This is a genomic window from Edwardsiella piscicida (assembly GCF_001896205.1).
GTDB classification, from domain to species: Bacteria; Pseudomonadota; Gammaproteobacteria; order Enterobacterales; family Enterobacteriaceae; genus Edwardsiella; species Edwardsiella piscicida.
Genome location: NZ_MPNU01000001.1, coordinates 1700870 through 1723858 on the forward strand (window position 1 = coordinate 1700870; position 22989 = coordinate 1723858).

Here is a 22989-nt window from a genome sequence, read left to right on the forward strand (position 1 = left end):
GCGCGGGGAGTGGGGAGTAGAATAGGATGAAAAGTGGCATGTTAACTGTTTTTCAGGTAAAAGATGATGCGATTAACCACTTGCTGAGTATAATCATCCGACATATTTTTATTCTGTATTGGAAGATGTTAACGGTGAAAAAACGTACGCTCTCTGCGCTGGGCTCACTGGCCCTGCTGGTTACTGCCGCGGCCCACGCGGGCACATGGTCTATCGGTGCCTCCGCTCTGGTCGCCCCGGATCCCTACCGTGGTGATAACGACCGCGTTTATCCTGTGCCGATGGTGAACTATGACAGCGACAGCTTCTATTTTCACAGTCTGACCGCCGGCTACTATCTGTGGAAGGATCAGCAGGATCAGCTGAGCGCCACCGCGTTCTATTCGCCGTGGCGCTTTCGCGCCAGCGACAGCGATGACTGGCGGATGAAGCGCCTGAATAACCGCTACGCGACCGTGATGGCCGGCTTGAGCTATAGCCACCACGAAGCGTGGGGAACGCTGCGCGCCTCCTTCGTTGGCGATATTCTGGATAACAGCAATGGCCTGGTGGGCGATCTGGCCTACCTGTACACCCTGCACCACGGGGACTGGAGCTTTACCCCCGGCGTCGGCGTGACCTGGAACAGCGCTAATCAGAACAGCTACTACTTTGGCGTGTCCGACAGCGAGGCGCGTCGCAGCAGCCTGCAGCAGTACAGCCCGGAAAACAGCTGGTCACCCTATCTGGAGCTGACCACGTACTATCGCATCAATGCCGACTGGAATGCATTCTTCGCCGGCCGCTTCGTGCAGCTGAGCAGCCAAATCAAGGACAGCCCGATGATCGCGAAGAGCTATACCGGCATGCTGTGGTCTGGCGTGACCTACCGTTTCTAATCGCTGCCGTGCATCGCGTTACTATCAGCAGGGTCGCTTTGGCGACCCTGCTCTCGCGTTAGAAGTAGAATGAAATATCAGCGGCGACGTTTCGCCCCGGTGCAGTGAAGCGCCGTAGGCCAGCTCTATCGCTATCTATCTGATTGGTCGTGCCGAACTCCGGTAGGCTGCGCAGAGTATCCCAAGTGCTATATTTTCTATTTAACATATTAAACACGCCGGCGCGCAGTGAGATATTTTCACTGACGTTATAATAGGCGGTGGTATCAAAGACAACATAGCTCGCGCTCAGGTATGGCCAGGCGCGTCCATTGTGAATAGCCTGGCTCTCCGTCTTTTTCGCCGCATAGGTCATAAAGAGCTCCGCACCATATCGCTCGGAGGGATGCCGATAGGCTAACGAAGAAACCCATTTAAAAGGTTGAATAGATAGCAATGCGTTTCCGCTGGCATCTTTCCCTCGGGCGTAGCTCAGGCTATTGCGTAAGCTGTAGTTATCCTGCCCACCGAGCGCTTTGGCGAAGTGGAATTCGTTTGTCAGCTCAAGCCCCCAGACATAGGCCGAGGCGACGTTTGTATATTGCAGGTGGTTTTGTGGAAGGGTCGGTTTGTTCCAGCGTGATGGATTTGAGGGATTGAACCAAGGATTGGGAACCTGTTTCTCCGTCTGCTTGAGATCGATAAAGTCCGTGTATTTGGTGTAATAGGCGTTGATCTTATTCTGTACGATATCGCCCTGATAGCTGAGCGCGATTTCGTTACTCAGGCCTTGCTCCTGTCTTAAATTGGGATTCGGCTCAACGCGGTTAGCCGCGATGCTATCGCCATAATCGAAATAAAGCTCCTGTGCCGTAGGAATGCGGAAGCCCTTGCCTATTTTATACTGCAACGTATAGCGGGGGGTTATTGCGTAGTTGGCGGTCAGCGCCCATGAAAGGGCAGAGTAGCGGTTGGGCTGAGGGTCGCTGTCTTTCGCCAGGGATAACGGGCCTGCGTCGGGCTTATGTGCGACGCTATCATAGCGGGCTCCGGCGATGAGGCTGAGCTGACTGCCGGGCAGCGCGATTTCATCGACGACGGTGGCATTGATATCGCGGCTAGAGACCGGTCGGATGATCTTTTGATCGTCCCGGTAGGGTTGCTTGGGGTTGCCCAGCCAGGTCGTGTCCGCATTGACATTATCAAAGCGCTTCGTGGCATACTGGGTACGCAGGGTCATATGATGGCGCGTAGCCAGTAACGACCAGCAGTTGAACGAGATTTCGTTATTCAAGTAGCGGCCATATTGGGTCAGCCTACGGTTTTTCTCTTCAAAAATATCGCCATAATATCCCTGATCAAAGTCTTCATAGATCGTGCTAAAGGCGGTCTGCGCGATTTTTTGCCAGTTAAATTCGGTTTTGACCGTGTCGATATAGGCGCCGGGCTGCCAGGTATCAGAAATGCTGTAGCGCCTTTTTTCCGAGAGGTCGTTACCGGTACGGTGATATGCAGAGAAGAGGTGCCACGACTTCTCATCGGTATAGGTCTTTTCCTTGGCATATTCGACGGTGGCGCTGAGGGTGTGCGCGTCGCCTAGCATGAGGTTGACCTTTGAGAGGAGCGAGTGGCGCTTTTTATCCTGCGGATCGGGCGTTCCACGAGCGCGGCCAAACACATCGTTTTCATGGCGGAAGTTGTCGGTTTCATGACCGCTGCGGTAGGTGTAAAGCAACATGCCTTCGATAATATCCGTGCTGAACGCGCCCCCGAGGGTCTGCATTTTTTCATCATTTTTGGAGCTATAGGCGCTGCGGGAAACCAAGCCGCTATTGCCCGACCTAATCAGATCGCCGGGATCTTTGCTGACATACTGCACGCTGCCGCCCAAGGCGCCGCTGCCCATAAATAACGAGTCGGCCCCCTTGGCGATCAGTACGGTTTTCAGATGGTCAGTTTCGATATTGTTGATGCTGCCGTTAAAATAGCCGTACCCCTTGTAAATGAGGTTATCGAAGGTTTCGCCCTGTGGGATACCATCGACGGCGATGGCCACGCGATCCTTATCAACGCCTCGCATGCTATATCCATTATTGCCAAAGCGTCCATCGCTGGAGACGCCGACGCCGGGAAGATGGCGAACAATATCCTGCATATCGAAAATCAGCTGATTCTCTATCTCATTTTGTGAGAGCGTCGTCTCATTAATTTTCTCCTCCTGCTTTTCGATGACATAGACGATATCCTCGGCATCTTTTTTCTCCGATCCCGCCGTCTGTGCGATGAGGGGCGCGCTGAGGGGGAGCAGCGTAGTAAAAAGTATTTTCTTTATCATATACATAACCCAGAAGCATCTAAAAGGTCATACATATTAATTGATAATGATAATTATTTTCAAGTAATGCGTGTTTACGCGACATGCGTGCGGCGTGGACGCGGCGTGGAGATGACCGGGCATAGCGCGCCGTTGGTGCGGCGTTGAGCGCATCGCCACGGTGACGCAGGGCCGCCCATGCGCGTATGGCGTCGGATAGGACCGCCGCGAGGCTGGGCGGTGTCGTCGTCGGCAAGTCAAGAGGATGTCGGCCGCGATGAGAGGGATGTCGGTGGATAAGGTGACTACCAGAGCGGGTGAGCGGGGAGGGGAAGGCGCTACAGCTGCGCCGCGTGCGCTGGCACCAATGCGATTGACGCGGTCTAGGGAAATCCCGGCTCCCGTGCAGCGGAGAGCCGGTTGATGCGTATCAGCGCTGCGGGCGCAGGCGCAGCGTGGCGGCCAGGCGGGCAGGGCAGCCGCTGCTGACCTGCAGCGGTTGACTGACGCGGGCGGTCTCAACGCACACCATAGTGTGATAGCCGTCATTGGGCATATCGGCCATGGCAGCGGCAATCTCACGCCACGGGTTCCAGGCGACGACGTCGCTGTGATGGTGGTGGTGGATCTCGATGCTGCGCTGGAAGCCGCGATCGTGAATGACGCTGAATGGCTCCGGCGCGGTATAGACGCGGTCGGTACGCGCGCTGAAGGTCAGCGCTCCCTGCTGGATAGCCTCGGCGCCGCCGTTGACTTTATCCAGATAAGGTTCACCCAGCCCAGAGACGGAGACGGCGTTAATATCGGCGATATTGAAGTAGGTGTGCAGCGCGGCCTGGCAGCGGTAGTCGCCATAGGCTTCGAGCTCCATACTGCAGTGGTCGCTGAGGCGATAGCGGGCCGTCAGGCTAAAGTCATGAGGCCAGTATTTACGCGAGGCGTCGCTCTCTTTCAGGGTGAGGGTCAGGGTTACGCCCTGCGCGTCTTCATCATGTGCGCTGAGGGTCCAGGGCAGGTTGCGGGCGAAGCCGTGTGCCGGATAGCCCTCCTGCTGGGCCGGGCCAAACCAGGGCCAGCAGATGGGCACACCGCCGCGGATCGGTTCGCCCGGTTGAAAGGCGGAGTCCGGCGAGAGCCACAGCGCCGGTTTTTCGCCGCTGGGCTGCCACAGCAGCAGGTGGGCGCCCTGCAGGGCGACGGCGGCCCGCAGCCGCGGGTGGTTGACCACCACGATGGGCAACGCATCCAGCTGGCGCAGGCTGATGTAAGGGGTGATCTGTCGTTCGACCGGTAAGGAAAAAATCTTTTCGGACATGCTCTGGGACATGGTAAGGCTCCTCGGTGAAGGCGCTGCCGCAGACACAAAATAAAAAGGGCGACACTGAGTGTCGCCCTTTTATCACGGGATCACAATGCGCACTTACTTAGAGATGTGTGCGATCAGATCCAGAACTTTGTTGGAGTAGCCAGTTTCGTTGTCATACCAAGAAACCAGTTTCACGAAGTTGTCGTTCAGAGAGATACCGGCGTCGGCATCAAACACGGAGGTGCATACTTCGCCGTTGAAGTCGGTAGAAACGACGGCTTCGTCGGTGTAGCCCAGAACGCCTTTCATTTCGCCTTCAGAAGCGGCCTTCATCACGTCACAGATCTGCTGATAGGTCGCCGGCTTGGCCAGGCGAGCAGTCAGGTCAACAACGGAGACGTTCGGGGTCGGAACGCGGAAAGCCATACCGGTCAGTTTGCCGTTCAGCTCCGGGATGACCTTGCCAACGGCCTTGGCTGCACCGGTAGAGGACGGGATGATGTTCTGGCTAGCGCCGCGGCCGCCGCGCCAATCTTTCATGGACGGGCCGTCGACAGTTTTCTGGGTCGCGGTGGTAGCGTGAACGGTGGTCATCAGCGCTTCAACGATGCCGAAGTTGTCGTTCAGGACTTTAGCCAGCGGAGCCAGGCAGTTGGTGGTGCAGGATGCGTTGGAAACGATCTCCTGGCCAGCGTAGTTCTTGTGGTTTACGCCCATAACGAACATCGGGGTAGCATCTTTAGACGGGCCAGTCATGACGACTTTCTTGGCACCGGCGGCGATGTGCTTACGCGCGGTTTCGTCGGTCAGGAACAGACCGGTCGCTTCGGCAACAACGTCAACGCCGATTTCGTTCCACTTCAGGTTAGCCGGATCTCTTTCAGCGGTAACACGGATTTTTTTACCGTTAACGATCAGGTGGCCATCTTTCACTTCAACAGTGCCGTTGAAACGACCGTGAGTAGAGTCGTACTTCAGCATGTATGCCATGTAGTTGGCATCCAGCAGATCGTTGATGCCAACGATTTCGATGTCAGAACGTTCCTGAGCAGCACGGAAAACAATACGGCCGATACGGCCAAAACCGTTGATACCTACTTTGATAGTCATATATTCCACCAGCTATTGGTTAGTGAATAAAAGGTTGCCTGTAAAATTACAAAAACCTTATGGAGCGTCAAGCGGAATCGTGTCAATTGTTGCTATACGTCAAAGCCGCCGCGGCGACTGTGCAGATAGCATCCACGATGCCAAACTCACCGTATTCCATCATACATGGGGGCGGCGGCGAGAGTCTCAAACCTGCGTGCTGTCTGTTTGTGATGCTCATCACAAAAGTCATTCCCGCCGCGCTCCAGCCACACAGTTTAGACCAAATGATGCTGATCTATTGTTAACTGTTTGTTATGTTGGATGGCATTCTATTTCTGCCCAATCCTATCCATTCGACGCAGGCCGCGGAACATAACATGGCTAAAGAAAACCTCTCCCAATCCCCACATCAATTAACCGAAATGCAACGCTATGTCACTCAGGAGCGTGGCACCGAGCCGCCGTTTAGCGGCCGACTGCTGCATAACCGCCAGGAGGGGATATACCACTGCCTGTGCTGCAACAGCCCCTTGTTCTATTCCGACAGTAAATACGATTCCGGCTGCGGCTGGCCGAGCTTCTTTCGCCCCTATAGCGCCGACGCCATTCGCTGTCTGGATGATGATTCGCACCATATGCATCGCATCGAAATTCGCTGTGCGCAGTGCGATGCGCATCTGGGACATCTGTTTCCCGACGGCCCCCAACCCAGCGGTGAGCGCTATTGCGTGAACTCCGCTGCGCTACATTTCTGCGCCGGAGAGGATGGCCGCTGGACCCTGGGTTAACCCCTTGATGTCTTGAAATGATAGTACCATGGTGAAGCGATTCAGCAAAGCGGATATTAGCGAGGACATATGGATATTGAGCGCTTGATCTCAATAATGAATGAAGATGTCTACCAGCGTTTGGTGACCGCCGTTGAGCTGGGCAAGTGGCCGGACGGCTCTCGGCTGAGCGAGTCGCAGCGCGGCGAGGCGCTGCAAATGGTGATGCTGTACCAGTCACGCCATAATCACCGTGCGGCGCATTTAACGGTGAATACCCGCGGGGAGATAGAAATGAAAAGCAAGCAGGCGCTGAAGGCGCTGTTTAGCGCGCCGTTGGCGAAGTAGGGCACCGCGCGGAGCGGTGCCGAGGGTGTGCGCTCAGCGCAGGTTGCTGAGCGTGGTGAGCGGGGTTAGGCTAGCCCCGGCGCGGACCATTTCGGCCAGCGCGCGTTCGCTATCGCCGGGCGTGAGATCCACGCCGCGGCAGCCGTCGCGAATGATATTGACCTGATAGCCCAGGCGCAGGGCGTCCAGCACCGAAAACTTCACGCAGTAATCCGTCGCCAGACCCAGCAGCCACAGGCGGGTTATGCCGTGCTGGCGCAGCCAGGCATCCAGCGCGGTGGCGCAGCGCCGCCCGTTGTCGAAAAAGGCGCTGTAGCTATCCACCGCGGCGTCGGTCCCCTTATGCACCACAAAATCGAAGGCGGTATCGCGCAGGGCCGGGTGAAACGCGGCGCCGATGGTGTTTTGCACGCAGTGGTCAGGCCACCAGACCTGGGGCAGGCCATTGAGCTCGCCGACCTCGCCCAGCTGACCGCCGCTGCGGCTGGCGAAGCTGCCATGCTCCGCCGGATGCCAATCCTGGGTCGCGATCACCGGGATGCCGTCCCGACGCGCCATGGCGACCGCCTGCAGGGCGACGGGGATGACCTCATCGCCCTGGGGAACCGCCAGCGCGCCCTGAGGGCAAAAATCATTCTGTAGATCGATCAGCAAAAGTGCAGCGGACATCCGTCGTTCTCCCGTGGTTGTATGGCTAGGCTGTCTCTCCCGGCGCTGCCGCGGCGAGATAGGATGCCTAGGGGTTCTCACTCAGCTCACCGCGCAGATCCTGCTGCATCAGGCGGCGGATTTGGTCTGCGGCCAGCGATTGGCTCAGTAGATAATGCAGTTTAGTCAGCGCTGCCTCAACCGTCATGTCAAAACCGCTGATCACCCCGGCGTGGGCCAGGGCGTTACCGGTGGCGTAGCCCTCCATGTTGACCCGGCCGGAGAAGCACTGGGTCAGGTTGACGACGACGATACCGCGCTGTGAGGCGTGGATCAGCTCATCGAGCAGCTCCGGGTTCTGCGGCGCGTTGCCGACGCCATAGGAGCGCAGGATCAGCGCCCGTACAGGTTGACGTAGGAAGTTGCGCACCACATCGGCCGAGATTCCGGGATAGAGGGTCACTACCCCGATCGGCTGCGGCGTGATGGGGTGAACCCGAAACGGCGCCTGATGCAGCGGCGTTACCAGCGGCGCGATGCGGCGAATGTTGATCCCGGCCTCCAGCAGGATGGGATAGTTGGGCGAGGCGAAGGCGTCAAAGCCGTCGGCGTGCGCCTTGGTCGTCCGGTTGCCGCGGAACATTTTATTATTGAAGAACAGCGAGACTTCATTGATCGGGTAGTTGGCCGCCAGATAGAGGGCGTTTAACAGGTTGGTCTGCCCGTCAGATCGCAGCTCGGCGAGCGGGATCTGTGAGCCGGTGACGATCACCGGTTTCGCCAGGTTCTCGAACATAAACGAGAGCGCCGAGGCGGTAAACGCCATGGTATCGGTGCCATGCAGGATCACAAAGCCATCATAGTTGGCGTAGTTGGCCTGAATATCGTCGGCGATGTGCTGCCAGTCGGCGGGCGTGGTGTCGGACGAGTCGATCAGCGGCTGATACTCATGGATGGTAAAGTCCGGCATCTCTGGGCGGTGAAACTCCGGCATCAGCGCCAGCTGACGCTGCAGGTGCCCGGAGACGGGGATGTAGCCCTGTGCGGAGCGTTGCATGCCGATGGTGCCGCCGGTGTAGGCCACATAGATAGATTTTTTTTGCATGACAGAAAGTTCGCCGTAGCTGGGGCGCTGATGCGCAAATATGCGTGGATTATAGGGATAATACGGAAGAAAAAAAGCCCGCCGGGCCAGCAGCCATGAATAATGGCCTGCTCGCCCGACGGGAGGCAGGATTAACGGATCTCGCTACAGCTCAGGCACAGCGCGTAGCGCTGCTGCGGATCGTTGAGAGAGGCGACCCAATCGCTCTGCGCCGAAATCTGGCGTGAGAGCTGGAGCAGTGAGGCGGGGATCATGCCCTGCAGCGCCTGCGGTAGGGATGCCTGTACGGAGCTGGTCAGCTGGCTGAACACCATTTCGCTAAAGCTCGGATTATCGACATACCACCGCAGCTGAGGCTGCTTGATGCCGGCCAGCGTCGCCGCCTGGCTGACGGCATCGTCAAAGTCGCCCAATCGATCGACCAACCCATTGGCTTTGGCATCGACGCCCAGCCAGACGCGCCCCTGCGCGATGCTATCGATCTGCGCCGGCGTTTTATGACGGGCGGTGGCCACCAGGCTGATAAAGCGCTGATAGCCGTTCTCTATCGTCAGTTGCATCAGATCGCTGACGCTCTGCGGCAGCGCTTTGGTCAGGGCGGTGTCGGCCAGCGGCGAGGTAGCGACGCCGTCCGTATAGACACCCAGCTGGCTCAGCGGTTTTTCAAAGGTATTGATTACCCCAAAGATCCCGATCGAGCCGGTGAGGGTGCTGGGGCTGGCGATAATGGCGTTGGCGGGCGTCGAGATCCAGTAACCGCCGGATGCCGCCAGTCCTCCCATGGAGACCACCACCGGCTTACCGGCGTCGCGCGCCGCCGCCAGCGCCGACCGGATCTCTTCAGAGGCGGTGACGCTGCCGCCGGGGCTGTTGACCCGTAGGATGATCGCGCGGATAGCCGGATCGAGACGCGCCTGGCGAATCTGGGCCGCGGTCGTATCACCGCCGACGCTGCCCGGCGTCGCCTCGCCATCGATGATCGGCCCGCTGGCAAAAATAACGGCGATCTGGCCATTGCCCGTAGGCTTCGGCTTCAGGGGATAGTCATAGAGACTGATGTGGCGGTAGTCGCGCGCGCGCGTATCCCAGCCAAACTGTTTGGACAGAATACCCTCGACCTCGCTGCGCGATGCCAGCCCGTCGACCAGCCGATGCAGTACGGCGTACTGCGCCATATCACCGCCGGTGGCCTGTAGCCCTTTCAGCATCTGCTCGGCGCCGGGGAAAACTTGCTCCGGCGTAAGGTGGCGGTTGGCGGCAACGGTGGCCAAATAGTTATTCCACATACCGTTGAGCCACTGGCTGTCAGCGCTGCGCGCCTGCGGCGACATCTGGTCGCGCATCAGCGGTTCGACGGCGGACTTATAGGTGCCGACGCGGAAGATGTGGGTGCTGACATCCAGTTTATCCAGCAGGCTCTTATAGTAGAGGTTATTGGTCGCCATCCCCTGCAGGCCGACGCTGCCCTGGGGGGAGAGGTAGATCTTATTTGCATAGCTGGCCAGGAAATACTGCGCCTGGGTGTAGCTTTCACCGACCGCCAGGATCGGCTTACCGCTGGCGCGGAACTCGGCCAGCGCCTTGCCAATGTACTGCAGCGACGGCTGATCCGCGCCGGCAAAGTTATTCAGCGATAACACCAGCCCGGTAATATTGGGATCGCTTTTGGCCTGGCGCAGGGTCTCCACCAGATCGAACAGGGAGTTCTCCTGTAGCGCCGCGCCGCGGATGCCCAGTAGCTCTCGGCCCAGCTGCCCGAATTTGCTGTTCAGCGCGGGGTTATCGACCACCACGCCGTTGAGATCCACCAGCAGAGCGCCTTTGGTGGCAGGATCGACGGGCGTATCCTGAAACTGAAGGTAGATACCGACGCCGATCAGGATCAGCAGGACTAAAAACAGGTTAAGGATAAACTCGCGAATAAAATTGAGTATTCGCCAGCACCAGCGGAACGCGCCGGCGATAGAGCGCCATAGCATGCGCATGTTAACTCCAGGTCAATGATTGCAATTCCGCTATCCTAGCGGCGTCGCCGGGAAAAGTCAGCGTCGATATGCGCCCGGCAGCGCTGGTCCGCCCTCTGTGCGTATGTCGGGGCTGGCATCTTACGGCGCGCGGGGGGATAATTGTCGTAACCTCTCTGTAACATCATTACAGACTATGTGTTTGACTTATCACTTGGAGAGTCCCATGGATGCATTAGAGCTCCTGCTGCAGCGTCGTTCCGCTTCCCGCCTGAGCGAGCCCGCCCCGTCCGATCAGGCGCTGGAAAACATTTTTCAGGCCGGGCTGCGCGCGCCGGACCACGGCGGCCTGCAGCCGTGGCGCTTCGTAACCGTGCAGGGCGACGGGCGTGAGCGTCTGAGCGCGCTGCTGCACGATATCGCGCTGGCCGAGGGGCGCGATGAGAAAGGCGTTGAGAAGGCCCGCAGCGCGCCCTTTCGCGCGCCGCTGATCGTCACGGTGATCGCCCACTGTAATCGCGACAGTCGGGTGCCTCAGTGGGAGCAGATCGCCTCCGCCGGGTGTGCCGTGATGGCGATGCAGATGGCGGCGCAGGCGCAGGGATTTAACGGTATCTGGCGCAGCGGCCACTGGACCGAGGCACCCCGGGTACGCCAGGCGTTTGGCTGCCGCGAACAGGATGCCATCGTCGGTTTTCTCTATCTGGGCACACCCACCCTGAAGGCCGCCAGAGTACAGCCGCTGGATAGCAGCGCCTTTGTCCGCCCATTCTGATCCTCTCCTCTTTCTCATTCAGTATGCGTGTCACGTGCCCCGGCGTCAGCGGTCTCGCCGGGGCACGTTGAATGACCATTTCCTGTGCGCGTAACCGTTTGCCTTTGTGCGATCGCGCGGCTTATTGATCGCGTGACTTATCAATTCCCCGCGCTGGCGCTACTATTGCGTGATTTTATTTTTCTTGATGGAGAGGAGTAGGGTATGACTGCGCCGGCCATTCGTTTGACACAGTACAGCCATGGGGCGGGATGTGGCTGCAAAATCTCGCCGAAAGTATTGGAGTCCATCCTGCACAGTGAGCAGGCCAAGTTTGTCGATCCCCACCTGCTGGTGGGAAATGAGACGCGCGACGACGCGGCGGTTTACGATATCGGCAACGGGGTTGGCATTATCAGTACCACCGACTTCTTTATGCCCATCGTGGACGATCCGTATGATTTTGGCCGTATCGCGGCCACCAATGCCATCAGTGATATCTACGCCATGGGCGGTAAACCGATCATGGCGATCGCTATTCTGGGCTGGCCGCTGGAGAAGCTGGCGCCGGAGATTGCCCGCCAGGTCATCGAAGGGGGGCGTCAGGTGTGTCGCGAGGCCGGGATTTCCCTGGCCGGGGGCCACTCCATTGACGCGCCGGAGCCGATTTTTGGCCTGGCGGTCACCGGGACGGTCAGCACCGAACGAGTGAAGAAGAACAGCGCGGCGCAGGCTGGCTGCCGTCTCTATCTGACCAAGCCGCTGGGGATCGGCGTGCTGACGACTGCAGAGAAGAAGAGCGCGCTGCGCCCTGAGCACCGCGGGCTGGCGCGCGATACCATGTGTCAGCTGAACAGCCCGGGCGCCGACTTTGCCGATATTCAGGGCGTGACGGCGATGACCGACGTGACCGGGTTTGGCCTGCTGGGGCACCTGAGCGAGATTTGTCAGGGCTCCGGTCTGCAGGCGACGCTGTGGTTTGATCAGATCCCGCGCCTCCCCGGCGTCGAGGCGTATATCGCACAGGGCTGCGTGCCGGGGGGAACCGGGCGTAACTTTGACAGCTATGGACATCTGGTCGGGGCGATGGACCCGCTGCAGCGTCAGCTGCTGTGCGATCCGCAAACTTCCGGCGGTCTGCTGCTGGCGGTAACGCCGGAGGCCGAGGCGGCGGTACGCGACGTCGCGCTGCGCCATGGTCTGACGCTGAGCGCCATCGGTGAGCTGCACGCGCCGCGTGCGGGTGAACCGCTGATCGAGGTTCAGGAATGACAGGCAAGGCTGTAACCCGCCCGGATGGCACGGACTACCTCGCCATCCTGGCCAATGACGTTCCGTTAATCGATGTGCGCGCCCCGGTAGAGTTTCAGTCCGGGGCGTTTCCCAGCGCCTGTAACCTGCCGCTGATGCTGGACAGCGAACGCGAGGCGGTCGGTATCTGCTACAAGCAGCAGGGGCAAGACGCCGCCATCGCGCTGGGTAATCGCCTGGTCTACGGCGAGGTGCGCGCCGCGCGCATCGCGGCCTGGCGTGAGCAGTGCCAGCGTCACCCCGAGGGCTATCTCTACTGTTTCCGCGGCGGCCTGCGCTCCCATATCGTACAGCAGTGGCTGCGCGAGTCGGGACTGGACTATCCGCTGATCGAGGGGGGCTATAAGGCGCTGCGCCATGCCATCCTGCAGTTTACCGAGCAGGCGTCGACGCTGCCGATGGTGCTGATCGGCGGCAATACCGGCTGTGGCAAAACGCGGATGCTGCGTGAGCTGCGCGCCGGTATCGATCTGGAGGGCGCCGCCCACCACCGCGGCTCCTCCTTTGGACGTACCGTGGTCGCGCAGGGCACGCAGATCGACTTTGAAAATCAGCTCGGCATCGCCCTGCTGAAGAAGCACCGCGCCGGTATCCGCCGCTGGATTCTGGAGGATGAGGGGCGGGTGATCGGCTCTAACCATGTTCCGCTGTGCTTCTATAATCAGATGCTGCAGGCGGCGGTGGCGGTGGTGGATGAGCCCTTTGAGGCCCGTCTGGTTCGGCTGCAGGAGGAGTATATCGACCTGATGCGCGTGGAGTATGAGCGCGCCTATGGCCAAGAAGCGGGCTGGCAGGCCTATGCGGAGTACCTGCATCACGGGCTGTTTGCCATCCGTCGTCGACTGGGGCTAGAGCGTTACGCTGAGCTGGATGCCCATTTGGTCAGAGCGCTGCAGCAGCAGCAGGCTGGCCGCGGCAGTGAGGGACATCTGGCCTGGCTGGTCCCGCTGCTGCATGACTACTATGATCCGATGTACGGCTACCAGTTGGAGAAGAAGGCAGCGCGGATTGTTTTTCGCGGTGACTATCGGGCCGTCAGGGAATATCTTCTCTCTCTCAGCCAGACATAGGGTGACTGATGCGGCTGTTTATTGCGGAAAAGCCCAGCCTGGGGCGGGCCATTGCGGATGTGTTGCCTAAGCCGCACCGGCGTGCGGATGGCTATATTCAGTGCGGTGACGGCGACGTGGTGACCTGGTGCGTGGGTCATCTGCTGGAGCAGGCCGAGCCGGATGCCTACGATGCCCGCTACGCGCGCTGGAATCTGGCCGATCTGCCGATTGTACCGCAGAAGTGGCAGCTGCGACCCAAGGCATCGAGCGCCAAGCAGCTGAAGGTGATCGAGCGCCTGCTGCGCGATGCGCAGCAGGTGGTGCACGCCGGAGACCCGGATCGCGAAGGGCAGCTGCTGGTGGATGAGGTGCTCGACTTTCTGGCCCTGGCGCCGGAAAAGCGGCGCCAGGTACAGCGCTGCCTGATCAACGATCTTAACCCCCAGGCGGTGGCGCGGGCGCTGGAGCGACTGCGCGATAACCATGAGTTTATGCCGCTGTGCGTCTCCGCGCTGGCGCGCGCGCGCGCCGACTGGCTGTATGGCATCAACATGACCCGCGCCTATACCCTGCTGGGGCGCAACGCCGGCTATAACGGCGTGCTCTCCGTGGGCCGGGTGCAGACGCCGGTGCTCGGGCTGGTGGTTCGCCGCGATGAGGAGATCGCGCACTTTGTCGCCAAGGACTACTACGAGGTGCGGGCGCATATCGTAACGCCGGCCGGCGAGCGCTTCTGGGCGCAGTGGCAGCCCAGCGAGGCCTGCGAACCCCATCAGGATGAAGAGGGGCGCCTGCTCAACCGTGCGCTGGCGGAGCATGTTATCGCCCGGATCCAGGATAAACCCGCCCGGGTGACCGGCTATAACGATAAGCGTGAGTCTGAGGTGGCGCCGCTGCCGTTCTCCCTGTCAGCGCTGCAGATCGAGGCCGCCAAACGCTTTGCCATGAGCGCTCAGCAGGTTCTGGATACCTGTCAGCGTCTGTATGAAACCCATAAGCTATTGACCTATCCCCGCTCCGACAGCCGTTACCTGCCGGAGGAGCACTTTGCCGGGCGCCATGCGGTGATGGCGGCGATTGCCGCCCATGCGCCGACGCTGGCCAATCTGGAGAGCGTCGACGTCCAGCGGCGTAACCGCTGCTGGGATGACAGCAAGGTTGATGCCCACCATGCCATCATTCCCACGGCCCGGGCAGGCAGCGTCGCGCTAAATGAGGATGAGCGCAATATCTATCAGCTGGTGGCGCGTCAGTACCTGATGCAGTTCTGCCCCGATGCGCAGTACCGTAAGTGCGTCATCGATCTGGAGATTGAGGGGGGGATCTTTATCGCCAAGGCGCGTTTTCTGTCTCAGGCCGGCTGGCGTGCGCTGCTCGGTGCCAAGGAGCGCGACGACGAAGATGAGGGGATGCCGCTGCCGGTGGTGGCCCGGGATGACCTGCTGCACTGCGAGCGGGGCGAGCTGATGGCGCGCCAGACGCAGCCGCCGCGTCACTTTACCGATGCCACGCTGCTGTCGGCCATGACCGGGATCGCCCGTTTTGTGCAGGATAAATCGCTAAAGAAAATCCTGCGAGCGACCGATGGTTTAGGGACCGAGGCTACGCGCGCCGGTATTATCGAACTGCTGTTTCGCCGCGGGTTTCTGCATAAAAAGGGGCGCTATATCCACGCCAGCCCGGCGGGCAGCGCGCTGATCCACTGTTTGCCCGAGATGGCCGGTCGTCCGGATATGACGGCACACTGGGAGGCGACGCTGACGAAGATCAGTGAGCGGGGCTGCCGCTACCAGGACTTTATGCACCCGCTGGTGGAGACGCTGCAGCAGTTGATCCACCAGGCGCGTACCGCCGTGAACCCCCGAGCGTTCCGTGATCTGCCGCCCGCTGAGAGCGCCCGGCCACGGCGCGCCAAAGGGGCATCAACTGCGTCAAATAAGAGGAAAAAAGCATGAAACAGGCCGTAATGATGGCGCTCGCTGCGCTGCTGTGGAGCGGGGCGCTACAGGCTCAGGGATCCGTCTCCACCGACGGTGCCCAGCAGGGGGCCGCCGCCGTCGCCGCCGGCGGTATCGATGTGGTGGTGCCGATGCCGGCCAACGGATATACCAACGGGGTCAACGGCGTGAACTGCAGCCGCTGCTGCCTGTATCAGGATCGCTACTACTCCGAGGGGGCGGTCGTCAGCACGGATGGCCTGCTGCTACAGTGTCAGGCTAATCCGCAGGTGTTGAGTACCAACAACCTGCGCTGGGTCGTGCTGAAGAAAGGGTAAACGCAACAGGATCTCGTTGCGCTGGCCTCAGGCATCGGCGTGAAAACGCGCCAGCAGATCCAGATAGGCCTGCAGCAGCGGTCTATCCGCCGGTGCCAGGTCGTATGTCTGCGCCTGGCATGGGGTAACCCAGCACAGCGCCGCGTGCTCTCGCACCTCGGGCTCGCCCTCTTCCGGCTCTACCCGCCAGGCGTGCAGGTGAATGCGCTTACCCGGCAGGTGTAACGTGCTGCTGGCGACATAGTCGCTGACCCGGCAGCGTAGCCCCAGCTCTTCATCCAGCTCACGCTGCAGCGCCTGGGGCTGACTCTCTCCCGCCTCGACTTTCCCGCCGGGAAACTCCCACAGCCCCGCCTGATCCTGTCCTGAGCCACGCTGGGCTAGCAGGATGGCGCCGCGTCGCTCAATGATGGCTGCGACGACGTGCAGGATTTTCTCCGCCGTCTGCGCGCTCATGACAGCGCGAACTCGGCCCAGATCGGGGCGTGATCCGAGGGTTTCTCCATGGCGCGGATCGCGTAGTCGATGCCGGTATCGGTACAGCGCTGGGCCAGCGGCTGACTGGCCAGCAGCAAATCGATACGCAGACCGCGATTATCATCGAACCCCTTGGAGCGGTAGTCGAACCACGAGAAGCGCTCGTCACCCTGCGGGTTGGCCTGACGATAGGTATCGACCAGCCCCCACGCCAGCAGACGATCCAGCCACTCCCGCTCTTCCGGCAGGAAGGAGCACTTGCCGCTGCGCAGCCAGCGCCGCCGGCTATCTTCGCCGATCCCGATGTCGATATCGCGCGGAGTGATGTTCATGTCGCCCATGATCAGCACCGGGTTCTGCGGCGAGAGCGCATCCTGCAGATAGCGCTGCAGATCGGCGTAGAATTTGCTCTTTGCCGGGAACTTTATCGGGTGATCGCGGCTTTCGCCCTGAGGAAAGTAGCCGTTAATGACGGTCAGCGTGCCCAGCTCGGTGGGGATATCGGCCATGATGATGCGCCGCTGCGCCTCGGCATCGTCACCCGGGAAGCCCTTAAGCACCGCCAACGGTGCCATACGGGTCAGCAGGGCGACGCCGTAGTGGCCTTTCTGGCCGTGGTAGTGCAGGTGATACCCCAGCTGCGCCAGATCCTGCAGCGGAAACATATCGTCATGTACCTTGGTTTCCTGCAGACCGATCACGTCCGGGCTGTGCTTCTCAACAATCGCCGCGAGCTGATGGGGGCGGGCGCGCAGCCCGTTGATGTTGAAAGAGATAAACTTCATGGATTCTGGCCATTGAATAAAGGTGCCCGCATGGTAGCAGATGGCGGGCGCGAGCTGAACCTTGTCCTGCGTGGGGGTATTCGGGGGATGGGCGGCGTTCAGTCCCAGCGGCTCAGGTTGTGTGGCCGGTAGCTATCGAACGCATCCAGCAGGCGCTCGGCGCTGTCGTCGCGCAGCAGCGTCGCCAGATAAGGGGGACGAATAAACCCTTCGTCGGCGCTGTAGCGTAAAAAGTCGCACAGGCGCTGATAATAGCATCCTACGTCCAGCAGCCCTACCGGCTTGCTGTGGCAGCCAATTTGACTCCAGGTCCAGATCTCAAACAGCTCCTCCAGGGTACCGATGCCGCCCGGGAGGGCGATGAATCCGTCGGCTCGGGCCGCCATGTGCGCCTTGCGCGTGTGCATATCGGGGACGATCTCCAGCGACGTCAGGCCGTGATGCGCCGTTTCGGCATCCACTAAACGCTGGGGGATCACGCCGTGAACCTCGCCGCCGGCCTCCAGCGCTGCGTTAGCCAGCGCCCCCATCAGCCCCTTGTCGCCGCCGCCGTAGATCAGCGTTCGTCCCTGGCGGGCCAAGGTGCGCCCCAAATGGCGAGCGCTGTCCACGTAGCGTTCGGCTACGCCGTCGCTGGCTCCGCAAAAGACACAAATCGCATTACGCATTATTTCCCTTAATTTGCAGGCAAAGTGTGAGATATAGCGAATGTCCCGTCGGATGGCAAGGGATAAGCGCCGTGTTTGGGGCCGATACAGGCGTTTGGGATAGACGATAGAGAGCAGCAGAAGACGGGGGAAGGATGACTCGCCGCGCTGCGGCTCGCCCTACGGCCGTGGCCTGCGGCAACGTTGTCTCGCGTTGCTCGACGCGAACCTGGGTCGACGGTTCTCACCTTTCCCGGATCGGGTCATGGCTTGATATAGGTATTTGGGATGTATAGCAGAGAACAGCAGGAGAATGGTGGTGGGGGAAGGATTCGAACCTTCGAAGTCTGAGACGGCAGATTTACAGTCTGCTCCCTTTGGCCGCTCGGGAACCCCACCTTTTGGGAATTACATTGTTAACCGGTAAAACCGGACGCCGGGCTAAGGCGTTTTACGACACCATTTCGAGAGAAGAAATGGTGGTGGGGGAAGGATTCGAACCTTCGAAGTCTGAGACGGCAGATTTACAGTCTGCTCCCTTTGGCCGCTCGGGAACCCCACCAGATTGTCGCGCTTCGTTATCACCGGAAGCGGGGCGCATAATAACAAATCGCGCCGCGCTGTAAAGCGTTGGAGAGGAAAAAAATTTCGTTTGCCGATTTTTTTGCCCGCACTGCTGTGCGGGCGTACAGAAAACAGAGAAAAAACGAACAAATCAGAAAATTACAGTGCGATTGCCGCAGACGAATACCCGCTGAGCCAGCACGCGATACAGGGCTCGACTGAGCACATTTTTTTCCACATCGCGCCCCGCGCGTATCATCTCCTCTGCGGTATAGCTGTGATCGACGTGGATAACGTCCTGCATGATGATCGGTCCTTCATCCAAGTCATTGTTTACAAAGTGCGCCGTCGCGCCAATGATCTTCACCCCGCGCTGGTAGGCCTGGTGATAGGGGCGGGCGCCGATAAACGCCGGGAGAAACGAGTGATGGATATTGATGATGCGGTCAGGATAGCGGGCGACAAAGCCGGGGGTCAGCACCCGCATATATTTGGCCAGCACCACGTAGTCCGGCTCAAACCGATCGATCTGTTCGGCGACGGCCGCATCGTGCGCCTCGCGGCTAAGGCCTTCGTGACCGATCAGGACGAAGGGGATATCAAACTTTTCGACTAACGCCTGTAGCGTCGCGTGGTTGCCGATCACGGCGGCAATCTCGACATCCAGTCCGCCATAGGCGCTCTTGATCAGCAGATCGCCTAGACAGTGGGCCTCCTTGGTGACCAGGATTACGATGCGCTGACGGGATGTAGTGATGATTTCGCGGTCAGACCCCGGCGGCAGTGCGTCATCCAGATCGGCCAGCAGGGTGGCGTCGTTAAAGATCCCCTCAAGCTCGGTACGCATAAAGAAGCGCCCGCTGGCGTGGTCGACGAACTCATTGTTCTGAATAATGTTGAGCTGATGCTTGTAACAGATATTGGTGATTTTGGCGATCAGCCCCTTGGCATCGGGGCAGACGGTACGCAGTACTTTTCGTTGAATAACGGGTTGTGACATGTGTTTGCATCCTTGTTCTCGCCGGGGCCGTTACCGCCGGGCCCGCCGAGAAGGGAGCGTTAATTCCCCGTTCAGGGCGGGACGCAGCCTAGCGTCCGCAGCATTTTTTATATTTGTTGCCGCTGGCGCACGGGCAGGGGTCATTGCGTCCTACCGTGGGCCGGGCTCCATCAACATAGTACCAAGTGTGATTGAGATCCAGAAAACGCGATCGTTCGTGAATCGCGCCGTTTTGATGCGTCGAGGGGGTATGAAAGCGGGCGATAAACTCGACAAAGCCTTCATGCGCATCGCGGCCCGGCATCGCGGCGATAACGCGGAGTCCCAGCCATTGGGTATCGGCAAAGCTGGCGATAATCGCCTCGCGCTCCGCCGCCATCTGGCAGTCGGGATGCCAGGTGGCGATCAGATAGTCGGCGTGGTGGGTGACAAAGGCGCTGTAGCGTGAGCGCATCAGCTGCTCTGGCGTTGTCGCCCGCAGCTCTCCGTTCAGGTAAGGGGCGCAGCAGTCAGAAAATAGGCGCTCGCTGCCGCAGGGGCAGGGCGCATCGAGAGGGTGGCGTAACGTCATAGGAATAACCATTTGCAACTATTGGTGAGAAAAGGTTAGGCGCAATATCGCCCGGCTTCTATTCTGATCATAATAACCAATATCCACCGTAGATAAGTAAAAATCTGATTTTTAGAAAACTGCGGGGAATCGCGCAATATATAACATTTTTACTGGTCGTCAGGGCAAGCGTGCCGATATTGAACCACACTAGGATCAGTCAGCGTATGAGAGGCCGGCCATGTCACAGGTGCTCACCGATAAACAGATTATGATCGTCGACGATGACGCCGTGTTTCGTCGCCTGTTGGCCGGGTATCTGACGACGCAGGGCGTCAGGGTCACCGAGGCGGCCAACGGACGCGAGGCGTTGAAACTGTATCCGCAGTGTCATCCCGACCTTATCCTGTGCGATTTATCTATGCCGGAAATGAATGGCATTGAGCTATTGCGCCACCTGCTGATGCGCGGCAGCCAGACCCCGGTAATGGTGATTTCGGCGACGGAGTCGGTCAGCGATATTGCCCGCGCGATGCGGCTCGGGGCGAAGGATGTCCTGCTGAAGCCGGTGCGTGATTTTACCCGCCTGAGGCAGATGCTGCTGGCCTGCCTCTACCCGGCGCTGTTCGATTCGCTGGCGCTGGAGGAGAATGCCCTGAGCCATGATTGGGCTGCGCTGCAGCGTGAGCCTGCGCAGGCCGTGCGGCTTCTGCGCCAGCTACAGCCGCCGGTTCAGCAGGTGATCGCCGGCTGTCGAGTCAATTACCGCCAGCTGACGGAGCCGGACAGCTGCGGCTTGGTTCTCGATATTGCGCCGCTGTCGTCGCGGGATATGGCGTTTTACTGCCTGGATACGACGCGTAGCGCAGAGTATGGCGTTCTCGCGGCGCTGATGATCCGCGCTATCTTTAACGCGCTGTTGCAAAGCCAGCTGGCCGCTCAGGAGCGACCATTGCCGCCTATGTCAGTGATCCTTAAACGCGTCAACCAGCTGCTGCGCAAGGCGGGGCTGCGCGGGCAGTTTCCGATGCTGGCCGGCTATTATCATGCCGTTAGTGGCAATGTGGTGCTGGTTTCCGCAGGGTTACACGCTCGGCTGGAGGCGGAGGATCGTACGGTTCAGCTGAGTGGCGCTATGCCGCTGGGAACCCTGGGGAGCATACATGTGAACCAGCTCAGCCTGCGCAGTCGACGTTGGCAGTGTCAGATCTGGAGCAGCGTAGGGCAGCTTCGCCTGATGCTGGCGGCACCGGAGCATCAGGCGCTACAGGCGCTGCGGCATCTGGCGCCGGGGGCCATCGCGCGGTAGGTGGCCCTCCGCGTTTTTCGGTATTTTCTGCTATCCTTTTTCTCATCAACCGGCGCTGTTCTGGGCGCTGTCGTTTGTTTATCCATTTGATCTTAAATACAGATGAAAGACATGCGCGTGATTACCGAGCTGGTATACTCGCTGAGAGTTTTGCATTCATATCGTTCGGTTATGGACGAGCGAACAATGCGCCATTCGTATAGAGAGGTTGTATGTCAACGTCAGTGAGAAAAGTAAAAAAAGCCGTTATCCCGGTGGCCGGATTGGGAACGCGTATGCTGCCAGCAACGAAAGCTATTCCTAAAGAAATGTTGCCGCTGGTAGATAAACCGCTGATCCAGTACGTGGTTAATGAGTGTATTGCCGCCGGTATTAATGAGATCATTTTAGTCACGCATTCATCGAAGAACTCCATCGAGAACCACTTCGATACCAGCTTTGAGCTGGAGGCGATCCTTGAGAAGCGCGTTAAGCGTCAGCTGCTGGCCGAAGTCCAGGCCATTTGTCCTAAGCACGTGACCATTATGCAGGTGCGTCAGGGACTGGCTAAAGGTTTAGGTCATGCCATTCTGTGCGCTCATCCGCTGGTCGGCGATGAGCCTTTTGCCGTGATATTGCCTGACGTTATTCTGGATGAATACAGCGCAGATTTAAGCAGCGATAACCTGAGTGAGATGCTGCGTCGCTATGAGTCCACCGGCGCCAGCCAGATTATGGTTGAGCCGGTGCCGATGGCCGATGTTTCTAATTATGGCGTGGTGGATTGCAGCGGTGCGCAATTGGCTGCGGGGGAAAGCATTGCTATTCGCGCCGTGGTTGAAAAGCCGCCGCGCGATAAGGCGCCGTCTAACCTGTCTATCGTTGGCCGCTATGTTCTCTCTCCGGACATTTGGCCGTTGCTGTCTAAAACCCCGCCGGGAGCCGGTGAGGAAATTCAGCTGACGGATGCCATTGCCATGCTGCTTAAGAATGAAACCGTTGAGGCTTACCACCTGAAAGGGCGTAGCCATGACTGTGGAAATAAGCTGGGCTATATGCAGGCGTTTGTCGAGTATGGGCTACGTCATCCTGCGCTGGGCAAAGATTTTGCAGCCTGGATCAAAGGGCTGAATTTAAGCAAGTAAATCGGTAAATAAAAGATGGCGTCCTTGGGGGCGCCATTTTTTTTGTCATTATGCAACTAGACAAAGGTATGGGTTGTTGGGTACCTATAATTGATTAAATTCATGAATGAGACTATTCCTAATGGCGGTGAAGGGCGCAGCGGTAATAACCATACAGAAACAATCATTACCAATAATGAGGCGGTGTGCGGCGGTGGCGTTGGCAGGAGTGATGGGGAAAACAAAAATAGCCTCATCAGAGGCTATTTTTAACATAGGTACCGAGTGTCTCGATTAGATCAGGAAGTCGTCCAGAGACTTGCCCTGCTCTTCAATGGCGTTCTTGATCACGGCAGGGGTACGACCCTGACCGGTCCAAGTTTTGGTTTCGCCATTTTCGTCAACATACTGATATTTAGCCGGACGTGCAGCACGCTTGGTTTTGCCGGCAACCTTGGTGGCATTCATGGTCTGCAGCAGTTCATTCGGGTCGATGCCGTCTGCGATCAGCATTTCACGGTACTGCTGCAGTTTACGGGTACGCTCTTCGATCTCGGCCTGAGCTTGCTGATCTTCTTCGCGGCGCTCTTTTACCACGACTTCCAGTTTCTCCAGCATTTCTTCTAGAGTTTCCAGAGTGCATTCACGGGCCTGGGCGCGGAGAGTACGAATGTTGTTAAGAATTTTTAATGCTTCGCTCATTTTCCTAATCTCAAATTATATTGGTGGGGGCGTCATCTTTATAATAGAGTGCGACTTTA

The 22989-nt window shown here is 58.9% G+C and carries 23 protein-coding genes, 2 tRNA genes and 1 other RNA gene; 11 read left to right on the forward strand and 15 right to left on the reverse strand.

The window, feature by feature from the left end; translation table 11 throughout:
- The first annotated feature begins 38 nt into the window (after positions 1 to 38).
- Complete coding sequence (locus BRD58_RS07765; protein WP_012848333.1) at positions 39 to 878, forward strand: MipA/OmpV family protein; 840 nt, start codon at positions 39 to 41, stop codon at positions 876 to 878.
- A 58-nt stretch (positions 879 to 936) separates the two neighbouring features.
- Here BRD58_RS07765 and BRD58_RS07770 read toward each other — a convergent pair whose 3' ends face one another.
- The 3 genes from BRD58_RS07770 to gapA all read right to left on the reverse strand — a co-directional run bounded on the left by BRD58_RS07770 (position 937) and on the right by gapA (position 5587).
- Complete coding sequence (locus BRD58_RS07770; protein ID WP_073382147.1) at positions 937 to 3198, reverse strand: TonB-dependent hemoglobin/transferrin/lactoferrin family receptor; 2262 nt, start codon at positions 3196 to 3198, stop codon at positions 937 to 939.
- 403 nt (positions 3199 to 3601) lie between these two features.
- Positions 3602 to 4486 carry a D-hexose-6-phosphate mutarotase gene (locus BRD58_RS07775; RefSeq protein WP_015461366.1) on the reverse strand — a complete coding sequence of 295 codons (885 nt, stop codon included), beginning with the start codon at positions 4484 to 4486 and terminating at the stop codon, positions 3602 to 3604.
- A 105-nt stretch (positions 4487 to 4591) separates the two neighbouring features.
- Positions 4592 to 5587 carry a glyceraldehyde-3-phosphate dehydrogenase gene (gene gapA / locus BRD58_RS07780; protein ID WP_012848336.1) on the reverse strand — a complete coding sequence of 332 codons (996 nt, stop codon included), beginning with the start codon at positions 5585 to 5587 and terminating at the stop codon, positions 4592 to 4594.
- A 359-nt stretch (positions 5588 to 5946) separates the two neighbouring features.
- On the opposite strand from gapA, the gene msrB reads away from it, so the two are divergent.
- A complete protein-coding gene (msrB, locus tag BRD58_RS07790; RefSeq protein WP_015683333.1) occupies positions 5947 to 6357 on the forward strand; it encodes a peptide-methionine (R)-S-oxide reductase MsrB in 411 nt (136 codons plus the stop codon).
- 69 nt (positions 6358 to 6426) lie between these two features.
- Complete coding sequence (locus BRD58_RS07795; protein ID WP_012848338.1) at positions 6427 to 6684, forward strand: YeaC family protein; 258 nt, start codon at positions 6427 to 6429, stop codon at positions 6682 to 6684.
- Positions 6685 to 6717: 33 nt separating this feature from the next.
- Here the strand turns inward: BRD58_RS07795 and pncA are convergent, their stop codons facing one another.
- The 3 genes from pncA to sppA all read right to left on the reverse strand — a co-directional run bounded on the left by pncA (position 6718) and on the right by sppA (position 10422).
- Positions 6718 to 7353: a bifunctional nicotinamidase/pyrazinamidase gene (gene pncA, locus BRD58_RS07800; RefSeq protein WP_073382150.1), complete on the reverse strand. Its 636-nt coding sequence runs from the start codon at positions 7351 to 7353 to the stop codon at positions 6718 to 6720.
- Positions 7354 to 7420: 67 nt separating this feature from the next.
- Positions 7421 to 8437: an asparaginase gene (gene ansA, locus BRD58_RS07805; RefSeq protein ID WP_034168354.1), complete on the reverse strand. Its 1017-nt coding sequence runs from the start codon at positions 8435 to 8437 to the stop codon at positions 7421 to 7423.
- 131 nt (positions 8438 to 8568) lie between these two features.
- Complete coding sequence (gene sppA / locus BRD58_RS07810; protein WP_012848341.1) at positions 8569 to 10422, reverse strand: signal peptide peptidase SppA; 1854 nt, start codon at positions 10420 to 10422, stop codon at positions 8569 to 8571.
- Between the two features lie 205 nt (positions 10423 to 10627).
- On the opposite strand from sppA, the gene BRD58_RS07815 reads away from it, so the two are divergent.
- The 5 genes from BRD58_RS07815 (at position 10628) to BRD58_RS07835 (ending at position 15793) form a co-directional block, all read left to right on the forward strand.
- On the forward strand, positions 10628 to 11176 hold the full coding sequence (locus tag BRD58_RS07815; protein WP_015461372.1) for an NAD(P)H nitroreductase: 549 nt from the start codon (positions 10628 to 10630) through the stop codon (positions 11174 to 11176).
- Between the two features lie 204 nt (positions 11177 to 11380).
- Entirely contained in the window at positions 11381 to 12427 is a 1047-nt protein-coding gene (gene selD, locus BRD58_RS07820; protein ID WP_012848344.1) for a selenide, water dikinase SelD, read from the forward strand.
- On the forward strand, positions 12424 to 13536 hold the full coding sequence (gene mnmH / locus BRD58_RS07825) for a tRNA 2-selenouridine(34) synthase MnmH (RefSeq protein ID WP_012848345.1): 1113 nt from the start codon (positions 12424 to 12426) through the stop codon (positions 13534 to 13536). Before selD ends, mnmH begins: the two co-directional genes overlap by 4 nt.
- 8 nt (positions 13537 to 13544) lie before the next feature.
- Complete coding sequence (locus tag BRD58_RS07830) at positions 13545 to 15473, forward strand: DNA topoisomerase III (protein ID WP_015461373.1); 1929 nt, start codon at positions 13545 to 13547, stop codon at positions 15471 to 15473.
- Positions 15470 to 15793 carry a DUF1496 domain-containing protein gene (locus tag BRD58_RS07835; protein WP_012848347.1) on the forward strand — a complete coding sequence of 108 codons (324 nt, stop codon included), beginning with the start codon at positions 15470 to 15472 and terminating at the stop codon, positions 15791 to 15793. The genes BRD58_RS07830 and BRD58_RS07835 overlap by 4 nt, the downstream gene beginning before the upstream one ends.
- Before the next feature lie 27 nt (positions 15794 to 15820).
- On the opposite strand, the gene BRD58_RS07840 is transcribed toward BRD58_RS07835, so the two are convergent.
- From BRD58_RS07840 to BRD58_RS07875, 8 genes are all read right to left on the reverse strand, one after another.
- Positions 15821 to 16249, reverse strand: coding sequence for a pyrimidine (deoxy)nucleoside triphosphate diphosphatase (locus BRD58_RS07840; RefSeq protein ID WP_069578491.1), 429 nt, complete (start codon positions 16247 to 16249; stop codon positions 15821 to 15823).
- The gene (xthA, locus tag BRD58_RS07845; protein WP_069578492.1) at positions 16246 to 17055 is read right to left on the reverse strand and encodes an exodeoxyribonuclease III; all 810 of its coding nucleotides are present in this window, start codon (positions 17053 to 17055) and stop codon (positions 16246 to 16248) included. The genes BRD58_RS07840 and xthA overlap by 4 nt, the downstream gene beginning before the upstream one ends.
- A 98-nt stretch (positions 17056 to 17153) precedes the next feature.
- Positions 17154 to 17723, reverse strand: coding sequence for an LOG family protein (locus BRD58_RS07850; protein WP_012848350.1), 570 nt, complete (start codon positions 17721 to 17723; stop codon positions 17154 to 17156).
- A 118-nt stretch (positions 17724 to 17841) separates the two neighbouring features.
- A non-coding RNA gene (locus BRD58_RS07855) (RtT sRNA) lies at positions 17842 to 17971 on the reverse strand.
- Between the two features lie 45 nt (positions 17972 to 18016).
- A tRNA-Tyr gene (locus tag BRD58_RS07860) sits at positions 18017 to 18101 on the reverse strand.
- Between the two features lie 78 nt (positions 18102 to 18179).
- Positions 18180 to 18264 (reverse strand) — tRNA-Tyr (locus BRD58_RS07865).
- Between the two features lie 153 nt (positions 18265 to 18417).
- Complete coding sequence (gene purU, locus BRD58_RS07870; RefSeq protein ID WP_034168789.1) at positions 18418 to 19266, reverse strand: formyltetrahydrofolate deformylase; 849 nt, start codon at positions 19264 to 19266, stop codon at positions 18418 to 18420.
- A gap of 88 nt (positions 19267 to 19354) precedes the next feature.
- Complete coding sequence (locus tag BRD58_RS07875) at positions 19355 to 19837, reverse strand: YchJ family protein (protein WP_069578493.1); 483 nt, start codon at positions 19835 to 19837, stop codon at positions 19355 to 19357.
- 220 nt (positions 19838 to 20057) lie between these two features.
- Between BRD58_RS07875 and rssB the strand changes: the two genes are divergently transcribed.
- From rssB to BRD58_RS18035, 3 genes are all read left to right on the forward strand, one after another.
- The gene (rssB, locus tag BRD58_RS07880; protein WP_069578494.1) at positions 20058 to 21125 is read left to right on the forward strand and encodes a two-component system response regulator RssB; all 1068 of its coding nucleotides are present in this window, start codon (positions 20058 to 20060) and stop codon (positions 21123 to 21125) included.
- A gap of 212 nt (positions 21126 to 21337) precedes the next feature.
- A complete protein-coding gene (gene galU / locus BRD58_RS07885) occupies positions 21338 to 22249 on the forward strand; it encodes a UTP--glucose-1-phosphate uridylyltransferase GalU (RefSeq protein ID WP_012848356.1) in 912 nt (303 codons plus the stop codon).
- A 102-nt stretch (positions 22250 to 22351) separates the two neighbouring features.
- The gene (locus tag BRD58_RS18035) at positions 22352 to 22501 is read left to right on the forward strand and encodes a hypothetical protein (RefSeq protein WP_012848357.1); all 150 of its coding nucleotides are present in this window, start codon (positions 22352 to 22354) and stop codon (positions 22499 to 22501) included.
- Positions 22502 to 22522: 21 nt separating this feature from the next.
- Here BRD58_RS18035 and hns read toward each other — a convergent pair whose 3' ends face one another.
- Complete coding sequence (hns, locus tag BRD58_RS07890) at positions 22523 to 22930, reverse strand: histone-like nucleoid-structuring protein H-NS (protein ID WP_015461379.1); 408 nt, start codon at positions 22928 to 22930, stop codon at positions 22523 to 22525.
- Positions 22931 to 22989 lie beyond the last annotated feature (59 nt).

What these genes read in the sequence shown, in the direction of transcription:
- BRD58_RS07765 (WP_012848333.1), top strand. Translation starts at nt 39, where the DNA reads ATGTTAACTGTTTTTCAGGTAAAAGATGATGCGATTAACCACTTGCTG.
- BRD58_RS07770 (WP_073382147.1), bottom strand. Translation starts at nt 3,198, where the DNA reads ATGTATATGATAAAGAAAATACTTTTTACTACGCTGCTCCCCCTCAGC.
- BRD58_RS07775 (WP_015461366.1), bottom strand. Translation starts at nt 4,486, where the DNA reads ATGTCCGAAAAGATTTTTTCCTTACCGGTCGAACGACAGATCACCCCT.
- gapA (WP_012848336.1), bottom strand. Translation starts at nt 5,587, where the DNA reads ATGACTATCAAAGTAGGTATCAACGGTTTTGGCCGTATCGGCCGTATT.
- msrB (WP_015683333.1), top strand. Translation starts at nt 5,947, where the DNA reads ATGGCTAAAGAAAACCTCTCCCAATCCCCACATCAATTAACCGAAATG.
- BRD58_RS07795 (WP_012848338.1), top strand. Translation starts at nt 6,427, where the DNA reads ATGGATATTGAGCGCTTGATCTCAATAATGAATGAAGATGTCTACCAG.
- pncA (WP_073382150.1), bottom strand. Translation starts at nt 7,353, where the DNA reads ATGTCCGCTGCACTTTTGCTGATCGATCTACAGAATGATTTTTGCCCT.
- ansA (WP_034168354.1), bottom strand. Translation starts at nt 8,437, where the DNA reads ATGCAAAAAAAATCTATCTATGTGGCCTACACCGGCGGCACCATCGGC.
- sppA (WP_012848341.1), bottom strand. Translation starts at nt 10,422, where the DNA reads ATGCGCATGCTATGGCGCTCTATCGCCGGCGCGTTCCGCTGGTGCTGG.
- BRD58_RS07815 (WP_015461372.1), top strand. Translation starts at nt 10,628, where the DNA reads ATGGATGCATTAGAGCTCCTGCTGCAGCGTCGTTCCGCTTCCCGCCTG.
- selD (WP_012848344.1), top strand. Translation starts at nt 11,381, where the DNA reads ATGACTGCGCCGGCCATTCGTTTGACACAGTACAGCCATGGGGCGGGA.
- mnmH (WP_012848345.1), top strand. Translation starts at nt 12,424, where the DNA reads ATGACAGGCAAGGCTGTAACCCGCCCGGATGGCACGGACTACCTCGCC.
- BRD58_RS07830 (WP_015461373.1), top strand. Translation starts at nt 13,545, where the DNA reads ATGCGGCTGTTTATTGCGGAAAAGCCCAGCCTGGGGCGGGCCATTGCG.
- BRD58_RS07835 (WP_012848347.1), top strand. Translation starts at nt 15,470, where the DNA reads ATGAAACAGGCCGTAATGATGGCGCTCGCTGCGCTGCTGTGGAGCGGG.
- BRD58_RS07840 (WP_069578491.1), bottom strand. Translation starts at nt 16,249, where the DNA reads ATGAGCGCGCAGACGGCGGAGAAAATCCTGCACGTCGTCGCAGCCATC.
- xthA (WP_069578492.1), bottom strand. Translation starts at nt 17,055, where the DNA reads ATGAAGTTTATCTCTTTCAACATCAACGGGCTGCGCGCCCGCCCCCAT.
- BRD58_RS07850 (WP_012848350.1), bottom strand. Translation starts at nt 17,723, where the DNA reads ATGCGTAATGCGATTTGTGTCTTTTGCGGAGCCAGCGACGGCGTAGCC.
- purU (WP_034168789.1), bottom strand. Translation starts at nt 19,266, where the DNA reads ATGTCACAACCCGTTATTCAACGAAAAGTACTGCGTACCGTCTGCCCC.
- BRD58_RS07875 (WP_069578493.1), bottom strand. Translation starts at nt 19,837, where the DNA reads ATGACGTTACGCCACCCTCTCGATGCGCCCTGCCCCTGCGGCAGCGAG.
- rssB (WP_069578494.1), top strand. Translation starts at nt 20,058, where the DNA reads ATGTCACAGGTGCTCACCGATAAACAGATTATGATCGTCGACGATGAC.
- galU (WP_012848356.1), top strand. Translation starts at nt 21,338, where the DNA reads ATGTCAACGTCAGTGAGAAAAGTAAAAAAAGCCGTTATCCCGGTGGCC.
- BRD58_RS18035 (WP_012848357.1), top strand. Translation starts at nt 22,352, where the DNA reads ATGAATGAGACTATTCCTAATGGCGGTGAAGGGCGCAGCGGTAATAAC.
- hns (WP_015461379.1), bottom strand. Translation starts at nt 22,930, where the DNA reads ATGAGCGAAGCATTAAAAATTCTTAACAACATTCGTACTCTCCGCGCC.